13 protein-coding genes, 4 tRNA genes and 1 pseudogene are annotated in these 15,731 nt (G+C 62.7%); 10 read left to right on the top strand and 8 right to left on the bottom strand.

Features of this window, described 5'->3' with window-relative positions; genetic code table 11:
• Window positions 1-180 precede the first annotated feature (180 nt).
• The 4 genes from ACYQ1H_RS06060 to hpnR all read left to right on the top strand — a co-directional run bounded on the left by ACYQ1H_RS06060 (window position 181) and on the right by hpnR (window position 3,797).
• Window positions 181-495 (top strand): integrase core domain-containing protein, encoded by a 315-nt coding sequence (locus tag ACYQ1H_RS06060; RefSeq protein WP_460027143.1) that lies wholly within the window; start codon window positions 181-183, stop codon window positions 493-495.
• A 339-nt stretch (window positions 496-834) separates the two neighbouring features.
• Complete coding sequence (locus tag ACYQ1H_RS06055; protein WP_460027142.1) at window positions 835-1,476, top strand: carbonic anhydrase; 642 nt, start codon at window positions 835-837, stop codon at window positions 1,474-1,476.
• 65 nt (window positions 1,477-1,541) lie between these two features.
• Complete coding sequence (locus tag ACYQ1H_RS06050) at window positions 1,542-1,988, top strand: hypothetical protein (protein ID WP_460027141.1); 447 nt, start codon at window positions 1,542-1,544, stop codon at window positions 1,986-1,988.
• Window positions 1,989-2,249: 261 nt separating this feature from the next.
• On the top strand, window positions 2,250-3,797 hold the full coding sequence (gene hpnR, locus ACYQ1H_RS06045; RefSeq protein ID WP_460027140.1) for a hopanoid C-3 methylase HpnR: 1,548 nt from the start codon (window positions 2,250-2,252) through the stop codon (window positions 3,795-3,797).
• A gap of 60 nt (window positions 3,798-3,857) precedes the next feature.
• Here the strand turns inward: hpnR and ACYQ1H_RS06040 are convergent, their stop codons facing one another.
• The 3 genes and pseudogenes from ACYQ1H_RS06040 to purE all read right to left on the bottom strand — a co-directional run bounded on the left by ACYQ1H_RS06040 (window position 3,858) and on the right by purE (window position 6,848).
• Window positions 3,858-5,033 (bottom strand): 5-(carboxyamino)imidazole ribonucleotide synthase, encoded by a 1,176-nt coding sequence (locus ACYQ1H_RS06040; protein ID WP_460027139.1) that lies wholly within the window; start codon window positions 5,031-5,033, stop codon window positions 3,858-3,860.
• Between the two features lie 395 nt (window positions 5,034-5,428).
• Window positions 5,429-5,837: pseudogene (locus ACYQ1H_RS06035) on the bottom strand (transposase domain-containing protein); the annotation flags it as partial.
• A 522-nt stretch (window positions 5,838-6,359) separates the two neighbouring features.
• Window positions 6,360-6,848: a 5-(carboxyamino)imidazole ribonucleotide mutase gene (gene purE / locus ACYQ1H_RS06030; protein WP_460027138.1), complete on the bottom strand. Its 489-nt coding sequence runs from the start codon at window positions 6,846-6,848 to the stop codon at window positions 6,360-6,362.
• A gap of 118 nt (window positions 6,849-6,966) precedes the next feature.
• On the opposite strand from purE, the gene ubiG reads away from it, so the two are divergent.
• The gene (gene ubiG / locus ACYQ1H_RS06025) at window positions 6,967-7,710 is read left to right on the top strand and encodes a bifunctional 2-polyprenyl-6-hydroxyphenol methylase/3-demethylubiquinol 3-O-methyltransferase UbiG (RefSeq protein ID WP_460027137.1); all 744 of its coding nucleotides are present in this window, start codon (window positions 6,967-6,969) and stop codon (window positions 7,708-7,710) included.
• On the opposite strand, the gene ACYQ1H_RS06020 is transcribed toward ubiG, so the two are convergent.
• Window positions 7,694-8,170, bottom strand: coding sequence for an SRPBCC family protein (locus ACYQ1H_RS06020; protein ID WP_460027136.1), 477 nt, complete (start codon window positions 8,168-8,170; stop codon window positions 7,694-7,696). The two genes, ubiG and ACYQ1H_RS06020, sit on opposite strands and share 17 nt — an antisense overlap.
• 531 nt (window positions 8,171-8,701) lie before the next feature.
• On the opposite strand from ACYQ1H_RS06020, the gene ACYQ1H_RS06015 reads away from it, so the two are divergent.
• Window positions 8,702-9,373, top strand: a complete 672-nt coding sequence (locus ACYQ1H_RS06015) for a response regulator (protein ID WP_460027135.1) — start codon at window positions 8,702-8,704, stop codon at window positions 9,371-9,373.
• A 119-nt stretch (window positions 9,374-9,492) separates the two neighbouring features.
• Here the strand turns inward: ACYQ1H_RS06015 and ACYQ1H_RS06010 are convergent.
• The 4 genes from ACYQ1H_RS06010 to uvrC form a co-directional block, all read right to left on the bottom strand.
• Window positions 9,493-9,566, bottom strand: a tRNA-Cys gene (locus tag ACYQ1H_RS06010).
• Between the two features lie 98 nt (window positions 9,567-9,664).
• Window positions 9,665-9,740: transfer RNA gene (locus tag ACYQ1H_RS06005), tRNA-Gly, on the bottom strand.
• 18 nt (window positions 9,741-9,758) lie between these two features.
• Window positions 9,759-10,355: a CDP-diacylglycerol--glycerol-3-phosphate 3-phosphatidyltransferase gene (pgsA, locus tag ACYQ1H_RS06000; protein WP_460027134.1), complete on the bottom strand. Its 597-nt coding sequence runs from the start codon at window positions 10,353-10,355 to the stop codon at window positions 9,759-9,761.
• Between the two features lie 9 nt (window positions 10,356-10,364).
• Window positions 10,365-12,200, bottom strand: a complete 1,836-nt coding sequence (gene uvrC / locus ACYQ1H_RS05995) for an excinuclease ABC subunit UvrC (RefSeq protein WP_460027133.1) — start codon at window positions 12,198-12,200, stop codon at window positions 10,365-10,367.
• Between the two features lie 85 nt (window positions 12,201-12,285).
• On the opposite strand from uvrC, the gene ACYQ1H_RS05990 reads away from it, so the two are divergent.
• The 4 genes from ACYQ1H_RS05990 to ACYQ1H_RS05975 all read left to right on the top strand — a co-directional run bounded on the left by ACYQ1H_RS05990 (window position 12,286) and on the right by ACYQ1H_RS05975 (window position 15,514).
• A complete protein-coding gene (locus ACYQ1H_RS05990; protein ID WP_460027132.1) occupies window positions 12,286-13,764 on the top strand; it encodes an AAA family ATPase in 1,479 nt (492 codons plus the stop codon).
• Between the two features lie 131 nt (window positions 13,765-13,895).
• Window positions 13,896-15,299, top strand: a complete 1,404-nt coding sequence (gltX, locus tag ACYQ1H_RS05985) for a glutamate--tRNA ligase (protein ID WP_460027131.1) — start codon at window positions 13,896-13,898, stop codon at window positions 15,297-15,299.
• 43 nt (window positions 15,300-15,342) lie between these two features.
• Window positions 15,343-15,418 (top strand) — tRNA-Ala (locus tag ACYQ1H_RS05980).
• Window positions 15,419-15,438: 20 nt separating this feature from the next.
• A tRNA-Glu gene (locus ACYQ1H_RS05975) sits at window positions 15,439-15,514 on the top strand.
• The last annotated feature ends 217 nt before the right edge of the window (window positions 15,515-15,731 follow it).

Here is a 15,731-nt window from a genome sequence, read left to right as displayed (position 1 = left end):
CTACAGCCGCAAGATTGTGGGCTGGGAGATCGACGAACGGTAATCCGCCGAGTACGGTGCGAAGGTGCTGCGCCGGGCGGTCCTGGCCGAAGGCTGCGCAGGTCAGCTCAAGGTCCTGCAGGCCGACAACGCCGTCCGCAGCAAGGCAGCACCCTGCGGGCTACGCTGGAGGCCTTGGGTATGGCGGCCTCCTACAGCCGGCCGCGGGTCAGCGACGACAAGGCTTTTTCCGAGGCCTGGTTCCGCACCTGCCAATACCGGCCGGACTACCCGCACGGCGACTTCGACAGCTTCAACGCCGCGCGGGAATGGACCCTGGACTTCGTGCGCGGGTATCACCAGCAGCACCGCCACAGCGCGCTCCGTTCTGTGATGCCCGCCGAGCGCCAAGCCCGTCACGCCCCGGGCAGCGCGCGAGCAGGTCTACGCCGCGGCTCGCGCCCGCTGGAGCCGGAACATCCGGAATTTGGGTGCCGATCGGGGAGGTCTGGCTGAATCCCGTCAAGACGCCGACCGTCTCGACGGTGCCGGCGTCAAAAGCGATCTAGCTCGATGCGACAACTTTTTTGACAAGCGCCGGGGCTTGTCTCCCACCATCTGCCAGTCCCGCGTATAGAGGTTTTGCTCCACGAATCCCATGCGCACTGCCCCGCGGACAGCTGTGGCGCTCCCGGAAGCTTATCTCGCCAATTAGGTTCAAATGAACCATTCTGATCCAGAAAGTGGTTTTTTTTGCCGGTGGCTGGTTGTGGAGAGCCGGTTGGCATGATTTAATGGTTTCGACGCAATACGTAATGTCGCGTCGATTCTCTTCAGACAGTCCAGGAGCCGCCAGTGAAAACCTTCGAAAAATTACTGCTCGAGAACAAGGCTTGGGCGCAGGATATGGTGCTCGCTGATCCCAACTTCTTCAGCCGTCTTGCCGATGTGCAAAAGCCGGAAGTTCTCTGGATCGGCTGTTCGGACAGCCGGGTGCCGTCCGAGATCGTTGTCAATGCCCAGCCAGGCGAGATCTTTGTCCACCGCAACATCGCCAACCAAGTTATCACGACCGATTTCAACAGCCTCAGTGTGCTGCAGTACGCGGTTGATGTACTGAAGGTCAACCATGTCATCGTCTGTGGCCACTACAACTGTGGTGGCATCCGCGCCTCCCTGAAGAAACAGAATCCCAACCTGCTGATGGTCAACAAGTGGCTCAAGCACATCAAGGATATCTATCGGCTGCACGAAGGGGAACTGGACGCCCTGGGCTCGGAGGATGCGCGTGTCCATCGCCTGGTCGAGCTGAACGTCATCGAGCAGATTTACAATCTGGCACATACCTCCATCATCCAAGGCGCCTGGAACCAGGATCGCCGGCCGATACTGCATGGCTGGGTTTACGGCTTGCAGGATGGGATCATCAAGGAGCTCATCAGCCTGCCGCCGGGCAGTCAGCTCAGCCCCATCTACGAGTACGCCGACGTGGCCTGATGCCCCGGCCGGCGGAGCTGGTTTTCTCGATACCTTCCAGTTGTGAGCGATGAGGAGGATGTCACATGAGATACCCACGCACGTTTCACCCTGTCGGCCTGCCACGCCGGCGGGAATCCGGCAGCCGGGCAACACAGCGGCTCTGGCGGTCCCCAGCTGTCGTCTACTCCCTGCTGATGCTGGTCTTCTGGCTGTTCGGGGGCGTCATCCTGGGCACCATCCTGCACATATTGCACATTCTGATCGAGGTGCTGGAACTGGGGCTGGAGCACCTGCTGGAGGCCCTCTTTCATGTGGAGGGCCATACCGCGCAGATGTATACCGCATGGGTCGGCTTCATGATCTTCATGATGCTGGCGGCCTGCATCTGGTGCTTTGCCCGCCGGGCGTTCCGGGCTCGCTTCTGCTCCTGGGGCGAGGCTTTGCGGGCGTTTCGCTCTTGGGCACTGGCGCACTGGGGCACCCTGACGCCACCGGCGCTGGTGTTGGCCTTCAGCGCGCTGTTGCTGTAGATGGCACGGATCGATGTTCCTGCTGGGGGCTGTGGCGGGGACGGAATCCTGTCGCGCCGCCGGCTCGACGCAGCACCTTTGCGGTATTCGCGCCTGCCCTCAACCGGGTGGGCAGCGGTCCGATGCGGGCGGCTTTCGTCCGCTGCCCCGCGAAGTCAGGCCGTATCGGCACGCCCATGCCAACGGCTAAATCTATGGGTTTCTCTCCGCAAACGGGGATAATTTCATCGCCAACCGAACCTTTCCAGCGAGGTCGCATTCATGAAATTTTTGGCCGTTCATCCCAGTCCGCTGATGTACACGAAGATCTTTCTGCGGCTGGAGCCCTTGGGGCTGGAACTGGTCTGCGAGACCGTGCGGTGTCGCGGGCATGATGTGCGGCTCATCGACCTGCAGGCGGAACCTCTGGCGGCGCTGTTCAGGCTGTTCGACGATTATGCACCGGATGTCGTCGGCTTCTCCCTGAACTATCTGGCCAATGTTCCGGAGGTGGTGGACCTGGCCAAGGCGCTGAAGCAGCGCCAACCGGGCTGCTTCATTTTCGTTGGCGGTCACAGTGCCTCCTTTATTGCCCATGACCTTCTCAATCATGGTGAAGGCCTGATCGACTGCGTGATCCGGGGTGAGGGAGAATCGGGTGTCACGGCCCTGTTCGAGGCGCTGGAAGAGGACCGGACAGCCATCGCCCAGATTCCTGGTGCCGTGACGCTGGAGGGGGAAGGCCCACCCCCCCGGTTTGTCGAGAACCTGAACGACATTGGGCCTGCCCGCGACCTGCTGCGCAACCGCCGCAAGTACTTCATCGGCACACTGGACCCCTGTGCCTCCATCGAATTCTCGCGTGGCTGCCCTTGGGACTGTTCCTTCTGCAGCGCTTGGACCTTCTACGGCCGCAGCTACCGGGTGCTGGAGACCGAGCGGGTGATCGAGGATCTGCAACGTATCCGCGAGCCCGGTATCTTCATCGTTGACGATGTGGCCTTCATCCAGGACAAGCACGGCTTCGAGATCGGCGAGGCCATCGCTCGCCATGGCATCAGGAAGAGCTACTATCTGGAGACCCGGGGCGATGTGTTGCTGCGCAACAAGGAGGTGTTCAGGTTCTGGAAGCAGCTCGGCATGGAATACATGTTTCTCGGGGTCGAGGCCATCGACGAGGAGGGGCTGCAGAAATTCCGCAAGCGGGTCAGCCTGGGCCGGAACTTCGAGGCACTGGCATTCGCCCGCTCGCTGGGGATCACGGTGGCCATCAACATCATCGCCGATCCGGACTGGGACCGCGACCGTTTCGAGGTCATCCGCCAGTGGTGCATGGAAATCCCCGAGATCGTCAACATCAGTGTCAACACGCCCTATCCCGGCACCGAATCCTGGCTTACCGAATCGCGCAAGCTGACCACCCGCGATTACCGGCTGTTCGACATTCAGCATGCGGTGCTGCCGACCCGTCTGCCCCTGCCGGAGTTCTATGCGGAACTGGTCAAGACCCAGCAGGTGCTGTTCAAGAAACACATGGGCTGGGCTGCGGTGCGTGACACCCTGAAAATCCTCGGTGGCCACCTGTTGCACGGGCAGACCAATTTCCTGCGCAGCCTGTGGAAATTCAACAGCGTCTTCAACCCCGAGTTGCAACTGGCGGACCACCGGCAGCCAGTCAAGTACGAGATGTCACTGCCGCCGGCGCCCTCCGAGGAGCGCATCCGGCAAAAAACCCTGTATGTGCACAGGAACCTGGGGCGGCGCGGGCGCTCGCTTGACGATGCCAGCGAGCGTTTCGTCGACGAGACCCGCATGTCCGAGGCGCTCTGAGAGCACGCGGCAGGCCAGGCCGGGCAAGTGGATGCGCCGCCCCCTAAGGCGGGGAATGTCTCAGCTTTCCGAGGGTGACGGCGAACCGGATGCTGTCGCCCGATTCCGCCGCAGCGACGATTTCAGGTCATCCGCCTGGTGCAGCGCCGCATCGGTATCTTCCGCCAGCACGTTGAAATGGCCCATCTTGCGGCCAATGCGGGCCGACTTCTTGCCATACAGGTGGAGCAGGACATTCGGCTGGCTCAGCAGTCGATCCCAGGCGGGTTCGCCGTCCTGCCAGATGTCGCCGAGCAGGTTGACCATCACGGCCGGACTCAGCAGGCGGGTGTCGCCTGGCGGCAGGCCGCAGAGCGTGCGCACCTGCTGCTCGAACTGGCTGGTGAGCGTGGCATCCAGCGTGTAGTGCCCGCTGTTGTGGGGACGGGGCGCAATTTCGTTGATGACTAGGCTGTCGTCATCCAGCACGAAAAACTCCACCGCCAGTACGCCGATGTAGTCCATCGCCTCGGCCAGCCGCAGGGCCATGACACGTGCCTGTTCCGCCACGGCCGGTGCAATGCGCGCCGGAACGATGCTGACATCGAGGATGCCGCCTTCGTGCCGGTTTTCCGCCACCGGAAAGCAGGTTTCCTCGCCGGGACCGGTGCGCGCGACGATGACCGAGATCTCCGTCCTGAGCGGGAGCAAGCGTTCCAGTACGCATGGTTTCTCGCCCAGCGTGCGGAATGCCGATCGGGCTTCCTCGGCCGTGCCGACGCGAATCTGGCCCTTGCCGTCGTAGCCCAGGCGGGCCAGTTTGAGAATGCCCGGCAGGCAGTCGCCCAGCGGCGCGTCGAGATCGACCGGCCCGTGAATAGCGCGATACGGCGCCACCCGCAGACCCGCTCCGGCGATGAAGCGTTTTTCCGCGATGCGGTCCTGGGCGATGGCGACACTGGCGGCGGCGGGAGAGACTTTTACCCGCTCGGCCAGCCGGGCAAGGCAACTGGCCGGTACGTTCTCGAATTCGGTGGTGACGGCCGCGCAGGTTGTCGCCAGTCGGTCCAGGGCATCGGCATCGTCATAGGGCGCGCAGATGTGGACATCGGCCAAGGTACCGGCTGGGCAGTCGGCATCGGGTTCCAGAACGGTGATCCGATACCCCATCGAGCGGGCGGCGACGGTGAACATGCGGCCCAGCTGGCCGCCGCCGATGATGCCCAGCATGGCGTTGGGAAGTATGAAGCTAGCCATTTAGACTTTTTTGGTTCCTTGTGGATCAATTGTTTATTAAGGGTGGCCATTGCACTGATCATCCTGTGAGCACATATTTTCGCATGTGCCCACTACACAAAAGCTATCCAGCATAGCGTTACCTGATGCTCCATGACAGGCTGGGAAAAACCTCCACCATTTCCCTTGCCCACCCGTCCCGTCAAAAAATCAGTCCGCTCGGTGTCGCTTTGGCGCTCAGGGCGGGTTGGAGGCTTTTTGGGGCTTTTTTCGCCTCCGAACCCCGCCGCTGGGCGAATCTCGGGCGCGCCCCGCCGCAGGCAGTCGCCACTTGGAGCACCGTGATGAAGGTTGGCAACGTCATCAACCGGGTCAGGTTGTCGGCGATAAACCAGAACACCGCTTGACGTCCCCCCGGTCTTGTAGCGCCCGCTGGTGGACTCGGCCAGCGCATTGTCGTAGCTGCCGCCCCGGCAACCCACCGAGGCTTAATGCCGGCTTCGGCGAGGCGCTCCGAGTCGCGAATCGGCAGGTATTGCGAGTCCCGGTCCGAAGGGTGAACCAAGGCGACAGGGACTGGTCCGGGGCGTCGGGGGCACGAAGTCAGTCTGCATGGTGCGACTGACCTGCCAGCCCTGCCAGGTGGAGACGTCGGTAAGTCCGACACCCACAGCTCGTGGGGCGGCTGGCCTTGAACACCCGATTGACGCGGTCCAGCGGGCACGGCGCCGAGGTATCTGGCAGCGTGTCACGACACGCTGCCCCTGCCGTGCGCTGCAGCCAGACCTTGTCAGCCTCGTAGATCTGCCCGTTGGTGTGCCATACGATATTCTTTAAATGTCGGGCGCACGGAAATGCATGACGGGGTATCTGAGACTCCTGTGGTGGTGCTCAGCAGCATTGCCCGTTCGGTCGTCGACAGCCGGCGGAGCTTGTATCCCGATTCTGTCTTCACTGATCAGAACGGGAAGGGCAAACGGAACCGGCTAGCACGGATGAACAACGAGGCTTGGCGTATGGCACGCGAGAGGGCCGACTTGCCGATGGGGCGGGTTCACGATCTGCGGCATACCTCCGGCCGACGCCTGCGGGCAGCCGGGGTATCGCTGGAAGATCGCCAGGACCTGTTGGGATACAAGTCGAATCGGATTAGCTTCTGGTGAAGCTGATCCGCCAAAGCACAACTGCGCAAACCCTACACAAACGCCGCGAGGCTGCGAAATAGCGTTCTAGGTCATCGGGTTACAGTGGCAAAATGCTCCCCGTGAGACCGCCATGGCATTGGCCAGCGCGTGTTTCATCGCAGGCGTCAGGAGAGGAGCGTCGGGGAGCCCATGTGGTCGCGGCTCAATCGATTTCCGGCAGCTGGGCGTCCAGCACGCTTTGTGTCTGCCGGTTGCGGAACTGCTGCAACCGTTCGCGTATTCCATCGTCATGGTTGGCCAGCAGCGCGGCAGCGAACAGCGCCGCGTTCACGGCGCCTGCCTCGCCGATGGCGAAGGTGGCGACCGGAACGCCCTTGGGCATCTGCACGATCGACAGCAGCGAGTCTTCCCCACACAGGTACCTGCTCGGCACCGGTACCCCGAGTACCGGCACCGTTGTCTTGGCGGCCAGCATGCCGGGCAGGTGCGCCGCCCCCCCTGCACCGGCAATGATGCAGGTCAGCCCCCGTTCACGGGCCGTTTCCGCGTATTCGAACAGCAGGTCCGGCGTCCGGTGGGCGGATACGATCCGGGTCTCGCAGGGTATGTCCAGTTCCTTCAGCTGGCGGGCTGCCAGTTGCATGATGTCCCAGTCGCTGGCGCTACCCATGACGATGCCGATCTGAACCATGGTCGATCATCCGCAAAAAAGCAGACATTCTAGCCTAGTTGACTGATATGACGACAAACCGGCTTGCCGCGGTCGAAAGCACCGAAACTTCATCCAGCCTCAGCGAGACCAAACTACCATGAAACCCCTCTCCACCGTCGATCCTGCCGAAGCGGCCCGCTTCGAAAAACTGGCCAACCTCTGGTGGGATGCCAGTGGTCCGTTCTGGCCCCTGCATGCCATGAATGCACTCAGGGCAGGTTACATCCGTGATCTGTCGATTCGCCGGCTGGGATGGGTCGGATCAGCGGAACAACCTCTGCGCGGTCTGCGCGTGCTCGATATCGGCTGTGGTGGCGGGCTTCTCAGTGAAGCCCTCGCCCATTGGGGCGCCCAGGTGCACGGGGTGGATATGGTCGAACGGAACATCCGCATTGCCGGGCGGCACGCGCAAGCGCAGGGGCTCGATATCCGCTACGAGTGCGGTACCGTCGAACAGTTGGCGCAGCGACAGCTCATGTATGACCTGGTGCTCAACATGGAGGTGGTCGAGCATGTCGCCGACCTGCCGTTGTTCATGCGCGGCTGCGCGAGCCTGGTCAGGCCGGGCGGCATCATGTTCGTGGCGACCCTCAACCGGACGCTGGCGTCCTTTCTGGCTGCCATCGTCGGCGCCGAATACATGTTGCGCTGGTTGCCCAGGGGTACGCATCAATGGCGAAAGTTTCCCCGGCCTGACGAAATCGAGAGACTCCTGAAGGATGACGGGCTGTCCGTGGTCGAGCGGACCGGTGTGGCGGTGAATCCGTTCACCCGCCGGTTCCGCCTGACGTCGTACCTCGGCGTCAATTATCTGCTGGTGGCGGTCAAGCCGGGTGCCTGACCGGCTTGGCCCAGCGTCTCGCCAGGTAGTCGCGACGAAAGTCGAAGATGGCGTTCAGCCGTCGCCGTATGAACAGCCAGTGAATCAGCTCGCCCAGCCAGCCCCAGGGCATTGCGTAGTGGACGATGTCTTCCATGACGATGCCTTCGGCCGCCGCCCGGAAGCGGTGTTCATGAAACCAGAAACGAAAGGGGCCGAGGCGCTGCTCGTCGACGAAGCGAGACAGGTGTTCCACATGCTTGATTTCGGTGACCCAGGTCATGGGGATACCGGCCACGGCAGCGATCCGGTAGGTGATGATCAGGCCCGCGTAAATGTCCTCGGGCACTTCGGAGGTGATGCGGAAGCGCAGGAAATCCGGCGTTATCGCTTCCAGATTCCGCGGCGTCGAGAAGAATGGCCAGGCTTCCGCCAAGCTGATGGGCAATGGTTGCGAGCGGGTCAGGTGGTGGATTCTCATGATTTCCTCGTCAGTCAGAGCCGCCACTGACAGCCTGGACCTTCAAATGCTCCCGATCATGGGCATTTTCCGCCGGCCAGGGCGCCTCGGGTAACCAGTAAACATCCGGGAAGAATTCCTGAAGATGGGTGGGCAAGGCTCCCGCCGCTTGACCCCTGGATATGGCTCTCTTAGCCTGATTCCTGCCATCCGTGATTGTGACGGCCGACGCCCCCTGCCGCCAAGCTCCGCAATCCTGCCGCTGTGCCCGCGAAACCTGGCCTCTGGTCTTGCTTGAATCTGCCATTGGACTTGCGGCGGGACTGATGGCGGCCAGCCGGGCCTGAGGCGCCTCTTGGGGGGTCTGGAATGCCGTGGTGGCAGCGTGCGGTCAGGCATGGGAAACCTCGCGACTGTCCCGAGACGTCAGCGGGGAAGGGCTGGGTTGGGCGGAGTGCCCAGGCATGCGGGGGCCTGCAATGGTCGCGCTGGCAGCCCGGCCGGCTCGCTGGCATGCCGGAAGTTCCTGATTATCGGTCGAGAGGTAGAGCCATGAACGATCCTGTCACTATCATGCTGGTCGATGACCATGCCGTAGTCCGGGCGGGTTACCAATTGTTGCTGAGTCAGATATCCCGGCTGAGCGTGATCTGCGAGGCCAGCACGGGGGAGGAAGCCTGCGAGAAATATCAGAAACTCCACCCCGATATCGTGGTGATGGACATGAACCTGCCGGGATTCGGGGGGCTGGAGGCGGTTCGCCGCATCCTTGCCCGGGATCCGGAGGCGAACATCCTGATGTTCAGCATCCATGACGAGCCCGTTTACGTCTCCCGCGCGCTGGATGCCGGGGCGCGGGGCTACATCAGCAAAAGCAGCGAGCCCGATGTGCTGGTCGAAGCCGTCGTCGCCTGCAGCACGGGCCAGGCGTTCATCGATCCCGCCCTGCGCGAGCGCTTTGCCCGTGCAACACGGCAGCTGGACAAACAGCCAGTCGCGCAGCTGACCCCGCGTGAATTCGACATCTTTCGCCTCATGTCCCAGGGCTACAGCGTGCGGGACACTGCCCAGGAATTGCGGATCGGCATCAAGACCGTGGCCAACTACGCTACCACCATCAAGGAAAAGCTCGGCGTGAAGTCGACGTCGGAACTGGTCCGGCTGGCTTACGAACAGCGCTTGAGTTTTCCGCCTCCGCCCCCTGATTCGACGCCCGTCGGTTAGCGGTCGGCGAGATTGCCCCCGGATGGATGGAGCAGGCCGCTTGTTTCAGGCGCTGCGCCGATTTTGGACATAAAAAAAGCGATTCCTGTGAATCGCTTTTCTGTAACTGACTGATTTTATGGAGGCGCGTGGCGGAGTCGAACCGCCCTGGATGGATTTGCAATCCACTGCATAACCGCTTTGCTAACGCGCCGCGAGAGGATTCGCAGGAGTCTTGGTCGATGACCCGGCGATGAAATTCGTTCACCCTGAATGAAAAAGCCGCTACGGGAGCGGCTTTTATGATTCATTTGGAGCGGGAAACGAGACTCGAACTCGCGACCCCAACCTTGGCAAGGTTGTGCTCTACCAACTGAGCTATTCCCGCCTCAACAAGCCGTGCATTCTACGGGGTTGTTTTTGCCTTGTCAACAACCACGGTCTTCATGTCGCGCGAAAATGCCGGCATGGCGGCCCGCAGGTAGATGACCATCGACCAGAGCGTCAACGCTGCCGCCAGTACCAGCAGCCACTGCCCCAGGTATTGCAGGTTTTCGCGCCAGACATCCATCCCCAGCAGCAGGAGTGTGATGGAGACCATCTGGGCGGTGGTCTTCCACTTGCCCAACTCCGAGACGGCAACCTTCTTGCGCTCGCCGATTTCCGCCATCCATTCGCGCAGCGAGGCGATGGTGATTTCACGGCCGATGATGATGGCCGCGGCGACAGCCACCAATGGGCTGGGATCGGCCTGCACGATGAGCACCAGGGTGACGGCGACCATAAGCTTGTCGGCGACGGGATCGAGGAAGGCGCCGAAATGGGTGGTGAGTGCCATGCGCCGGGCGAGATAGCCGTCCAGCCAGTCAGTGATCCCGGCCAGGGAAAAGACAATGGCACAGGCCAGGTGCGCATGCGGCCAGGGCAGATAGAACAGCACCACCAGAACCGGGATCAGGAGTATCCGCAGCAGGGTCAGGTAGGTGGGGAGATTCAACTCCATAAGGCAAACTCAGGTTTCCTGTTCATGGAAGGTGTCGTAAATCCGCTGTGCCAGCTGCACGCTGATGCCGTCGATGCGCGCCAGTGCATCGACCCCGGCCCGGCTGATCTCCCGCAGCCCGCCAAACTGCCGCAACAATTGCTGGCGTCGCTTGGGGCCGAGGCCGGGGATGTCCTCCAGCGTGGACTGCCGACGCGCCCTGGCCCGGCGCTGCCGGTGGCCGGTGATGGCGAACCGGTGCGCCTCATCCCGGATCTGCTGGATCAGCAGCAGGGCAGGGGAATGAGAGGGTAGCATGAAAGGTCGGCCGGATTCCGCCGGAATCAGCACTTCCATGCCGGGTTTGCGATCCGGTCCCTTGGCGATGCCGAGGATGCGGATATTGGGGTACCCGATCCCGGCCAGTGCCTGGCTGACGGCACTCACCTGGCCTTTGCCGCCATCGATGAACAGGATATCGGGCGGCTCGCTCTCGCCCGCCTGGATGCGCCGGTAGCGCCGGCTCACGGCCTGGGCGAGCGCGGCGTAGTCGTCGCCGGGCTGTATGCCTTCGATGTTGAAACGGCGGTAGGCCGACTTGACCGGCCCCTGACGGTCGAAGACCACGCAGGAGGCGACGGTCAGCTCGCCCTGGGTGTGGCTGATGTCGAAGCACTCCAGCCGTTTCGGCGGGGCTGGGCAGTGCAGGGCCTCGCCCAGCGCCAGAAAGCGGGCGTGCAGATCCTGGCGGTTGCTCAGTCTGGTCGCGAGGGCGCTCTCGGCATTGGTCACCGCCAGCTGCAGCCGCCGTGCACGCTCGCCGCGCAGCCGCGCGCTGACCCGCACGGCGTGACCGGCGTGCTCGCTCAGCATGGTTTCCAGCAGCGACTGATCGTCGAGCGGGTGATTGACCAGGATTTCCCTTGGTATCGGCTTGCCAAGGTAATACTGACCGATGAAGGCCTGCAGCAGGGCACCCGGCGTGGGTTCCTCGGGCATGTGCGGGAAGAAGCTCCGGTCACCGATATGCTGGCCGCCACGGATGAAGATCATCTGCACGCAGGCGACGTTGCCCTGGATCGCGCAGGCGATGATGTCGAGGTCGCCGTGCTCGCCGTGCACCGCCTGCTTTTCCAGCAGCGTGCGCAGGCTGGCGATCTGGTCCCGGTAGCGGGCCGCCTTCTCGAAGTGGAGTTCGGCGGCAGCCTTTTCCATGCGCCGCGCCAGCTGGTCGACCAGCTGGCGGCCATCGCCCTCCAGAAACATCAGCGTGTCCCGAACATCCTCGGCATAGCCGGCCTCGTCGATCAGCCCGACGCAGGGTGCCGTGCAACGCTCGATCTGGTACTCCAGGCAGGGGCGGCTGCGGTTTTCGAAATAGGCGTCGCGGCATTGCCTGACGGGGAAGATCTTTTGCAGCAGCTTCAGGCTCTCGCGGACGGCGCTGGCGCTGGGATAGGGTCCGAAATAGCGCCCACTCCGGCTCTTCGCGCCGCGATGAAAGGCCAGGCGCGGGAAGGGCTGGTGCGTGGAGACGTAGATGGATGGATAGCTCTTGTCATCCCGCAGGGTGATGTTGTAGCGCGGCCGGTATTGCTTGATGAGCTGGCTTTCCAGCAACAGCGCCTCGCCTTCGGTGTGCGTGACGCGCACGTCGATGCTGTGTATGCGGGCTACCATGGCCTGCTGCTTGGGCGAGCAGTCCTTGTGGCTGAAATAGCTGGAAACCCGCTTTTTCAGGTTCTTCGCCTTGCCGACGTAAATCACCTCGCCGCGCTCGTCCAGCATGCGGTAGACGCCGGGACGCGAGGTAAGGGCGTCGAGGAACGCCGGGATGTCGAAGAGCGGTGCGCTGGGCGGGGTCATGGGCGGCAGGCTGGGTGACCGGTTGCTCATTATAATGAGACGCTTCGGCGCGGAAACGCAGCCTCATCGCCACCGGTATTCACCCATGCACGACAAGCCGAATCCCCACCTGGTCAAGGGCCTGATCAACCAGTATCCCCTCATCTATCTACAGAGTCGCGAGGAGCAGCGGCTGGAGCGTCAGCTGACAGCGCTTTCCCGGGCTCATTACGGCGACGACCGGCCGATCATGCTCTGGAGCACGGCGCTGGGGCTCCAGGGTGATGCGGCCTTGTCCGAGCCGCTGGAGATGATCCGTATCCTGCGCCAGAGCAACCAGGAATGCTTCTATCTGTTGCGCGATCTGCCGGCCCTGTTCGCCGGCAATCCGGTGCTGGTGCGCGCCCTGCGGGATCTCTACCGCGATCTGGCGGGACAGAACCGCTTCGTCTTCATGTCCCATCCGGGGCTCCTGTTGCCGGATGAGCTCAAGGGGCAGCTGTGGCTGGTCGATATGGGCATGCCGGACGAACAGGAACTGCTGGGCTACCTGCAGGAATTGCTGGCCGTGGCCGGCAAGGCGGCGGCCGTCGACGAGGCCTGGTATCAGCAGTGTGCCACGGCGATGAAGGGGCTGATGCTGGACGAGGTCCGGCATCTGGCCCAGGGCTGGATTCACGAGAACCGCTTCGACCTGCACAGCGTCCTGCCGGACATCTATGCCGACAAGACCGCTGCCCTGCAGAAGGAGGGCTGCCTCCAGTTCATCTCCAAGAGCATCGAGGTCGACCAGGTCGGCGGGCTTGAAAATCTCAAGGAGTGGGTGCTCAGCCGCAAGTCCCTGTTCAGCCGGCAGTCCTTCCAGACCGGCATCCCGATGCCGGCCGGCATCCTGTTCATGGGCATCAGCGGCTGCGGCAAGAGCATGGCGGCCAAGGTCATTGCCAGTGCCTGGAACCTGCCGCTGGTGCGTCTGGACATGAACCTGGTGATGTCCGGTGCCTTCGGCTCGCCGGAATACGCCTTCGACAGCGCTCTCAGGACCGCCGAGAATATTTCGCCGCTGGTACTGTGGATCGATGAGATGGAGAACAGTTTCGGCTATGACAGCATGGGCGGGAGCACGGGCGGCAGCAGCAGCATTTTCTCCAGCTTCCTCACCTGGATGCAGGAAAAGCCGGCCCAGGTGTTCGTCGTCGCCACCGCCAACCGCATCGAGAAGCTGCCCGCCGAGGTCATCCGCAAGGGCCGTTTCGATCAGCTGTTCTTCCTCGATCTGCCCTCCGACGAGGAGCGCCGCGCGATCTTCCGCATCCACATCAAGGCTTATGGCGCCGATCCCGACACCTTCAACATGAACCTCCTGTCCATTGTCACCAAGGACTGGAGCGGCGCGGAGATCGAGCAGGCCGTCAAGGCGGCGCGCATCCATGCCTTCCAGGAGGGCCGGGTCTTCGACGAGAAGGACATCACCTACACCTCGGCGCGGATGGTGCCGCTGTCGCGCACGATGGAGGAGCAGATCAAGCATCTGCGCCAGTGGTCGCAGACCCGGGCGACGCCGGCATCCAAGAAGGCTGCCTAGCGCGGGCGGATTTACCCGCCTTGGCCGGCAGCCGGCTTTGCTAACATGCGCGCTTTTCGGCAGGCGCCTGCCGCTTTCCCTCATCCGGCGCCCCCGACGGGGCGCCGTCTGTTTTTCAGGACCTTAACCGCATGACCATACGTACCCGTTTCGCGCCCAGCCCGACTGGCTACCTGCATGTCGGCGGCGCCCGCACTGCGCTGTTTTCCTGGCTGTTCGCCCGCAAGCATGGCGGCACCTTCGTCTTGCGTATCGAGGACACCGACCTCGAGCGTTCGACCGCGGAATCCGTCAATGCCATTCTCGAAGGCATGACCTGGCTGGGGCTCGAATACGACGAGGGGCCGTTCTATCAGACGCATCGCTTCGATCGCTACAAGGCGCTGATCCAGCAGTTGCTCGACGAAGGCAAGGCCTACCATTGCTACTGCAGCAAGGATGAGCTGGACGCCATGCGCGAGGCGCAGATGGCCCGCAAGGAGAAACCTCGCTACGACGGCCGCTGCCGCCATCGCCAGGCACCGGTGGCGGGGGTGCCGCCGGTCGTGCGTTTCCGCAATCCCGACGAGGGCGAGGTGGTCATCGACGATCTGGTCAAGGGCCGTATCGTCGTCCGCAACAGCGAGCTGGATGATCTCATCATCGCCCGCTCGGATGGTTCACCGACCTACAATTTCACGGTGGTGGTCGACGATCTCGACATGCGCATCACGCATGTCATCCGCGGCGACGACCATGTCAACAACACGCCACGCCAGATCAACATTCTCAAGGCGCTGGGTGCCGAGCTGCCGAAATACGCGCATGTGCCGATGATTCTCGGCGCCGACGGCGCCCGCCTGTCCAAGCGGCATGGCGCCGTCAGCGTGATGCAGTACCGCGACGATGGCTATCTGCCGGAAGCGGTGCTCAATTATCTGGTGCGGCTGGGCTGGTCGCACGGCGATCAGGAAATCTTCTCCATCGACCAGATGATCGAATCGTTCGACGTGCCCGACATCAATCATTCGGCTTCGACCTTCAATCCCGACAAACTGCTGTGGCTCAACCACCACTACCTGATGCACTCCGATCCCGTGCATGTCGCCCATCATCTGCGCTGGCATCTTGGGCGTCTGAGCATCGACCCGACCGAGGGCCCGGACCCCGTCGAAGTCGTGAAGGCGCAGCGTGAGCGCTGCAAGACGCTGGTCGAGATGGCCGAGGCCAGCGTGTTCTTCTACCGGGACTTCCAGCATTACGACGAGAAGGCCGCCCGCAAGCACCTGGGCGAGGACGCCGCGCGAGGTCTCAGGCATTTGCGCGATACCCTGGCCGCCCTGCGTCCCTGGGTGCGGGAGAGCATCCACGACGTCATTGCCGCCACCGCCGAATCGCTGGGTCTGAAGATGGGCGGTGTGGCGCAGCCACTGCGGGTTGCCGTGTCCGGCACGTCGGTGTCGCCGCCGATCGACTGGACGCTGGCGATCCTGGGCCAGACGAAGTCGATCGCGCGCATCGAACGTGCGATCGACTGGATCGAAAAAAAAGACTAGACAGGCCGGGATAAGCTGTCTAGAATATGCGGCTTAACGTTGAGGGGCCATAGCTCAGCTGGGAGAGCGCTACAATGGCATTGTAGAGGTCGCGAGTTCGATCCTCGCTGGCTCCACCATCATCAACGTGATGCGTTCCGTCCCCATCGTCTAGAGGCCTAGGACACCGCCCTTTCACGGCGGCGACGGGGGTTCGAATCCCCCTGGGGACGCCATTGCGTGAGGGTTCGGAAGGCAGTCGCCGCAGTGCGCAGTGCGCAGTGGGCCGTGATCCGGCTTTGCAAAACAGGGTGCCTTGGGCGCCTTTTTTGTATGGGCAGCATTTGGGTCCCGGTGCCGGGTTCCGAATTGCCCATGATCGAATTCCCCGGGCCCGGCCGTCCACAATTCCAGCGGCAGCGCAGCGCCCCGGTCATCAGACTCCAGCCCTAG

Source organism: Methyloparacoccus murrellii (assembly GCF_054657115.1).
The sequence above is the reverse complement of the archived record's forward strand: the minus strand, read 5'-3'. Positions and strand labels throughout refer to the sequence as shown.

Excerpts from the sequence above, each read along its gene's own strand:
- pgsA (WP_460027134.1), bottom strand. The coding sequence starts at position 10,355 with ATGGAGTTGAATCTCCCCACCTACCTGACCCTGCTGCGGATACTCCTG.
- purE (WP_460027138.1), bottom strand. The coding sequence starts at position 6,848 with ATGGTTCAGATCGGCATCGTCATGGGTAGCGCCAGCGACTGGGACATC.
- ubiG (WP_460027137.1), top strand. The coding sequence starts at position 6,967 with ATGAAACCCCTCTCCACCGTCGATCCTGCCGAAGCGGCCCGCTTCGAA.
- ACYQ1H_RS06060 (WP_460027143.1), top strand. The coding sequence starts at position 181 with ATGGCGGCCTCCTACAGCCGGCCGCGGGTCAGCGACGACAAGGCTTTT.
- ACYQ1H_RS06020 (WP_460027136.1), bottom strand. The coding sequence starts at position 8,170 with ATGAGAATCCACCACCTGACCCGCTCGCAACCATTGCCCATCAGCTTG.
- ACYQ1H_RS06015 (WP_460027135.1), top strand. The coding sequence starts at position 8,702 with ATGAACGATCCTGTCACTATCATGCTGGTCGATGACCATGCCGTAGTC.
- ACYQ1H_RS06040 (WP_460027139.1), bottom strand. The coding sequence starts at position 5,033 with ATGGCTAGCTTCATACTTCCCAACGCCATGCTGGGCATCATCGGCGGC.
- ACYQ1H_RS05990 (WP_460027132.1), top strand. The coding sequence starts at position 12,286 with ATGCACGACAAGCCGAATCCCCACCTGGTCAAGGGCCTGATCAACCAG.
- hpnR (WP_460027140.1), top strand. The coding sequence starts at position 2,250 with ATGAAATTTTTGGCCGTTCATCCCAGTCCGCTGATGTACACGAAGATC.
- uvrC (WP_460027133.1), bottom strand. The coding sequence starts at position 12,200 with ATGACCCCGCCCAGCGCACCGCTCTTCGACATCCCGGCGTTCCTCGAC.
- ACYQ1H_RS06050 (WP_460027141.1), top strand. The coding sequence starts at position 1,542 with ATGAGATACCCACGCACGTTTCACCCTGTCGGCCTGCCACGCCGGCGG.
- gltX (WP_460027131.1), top strand. The coding sequence starts at position 13,896 with ATGACCATACGTACCCGTTTCGCGCCCAGCCCGACTGGCTACCTGCAT.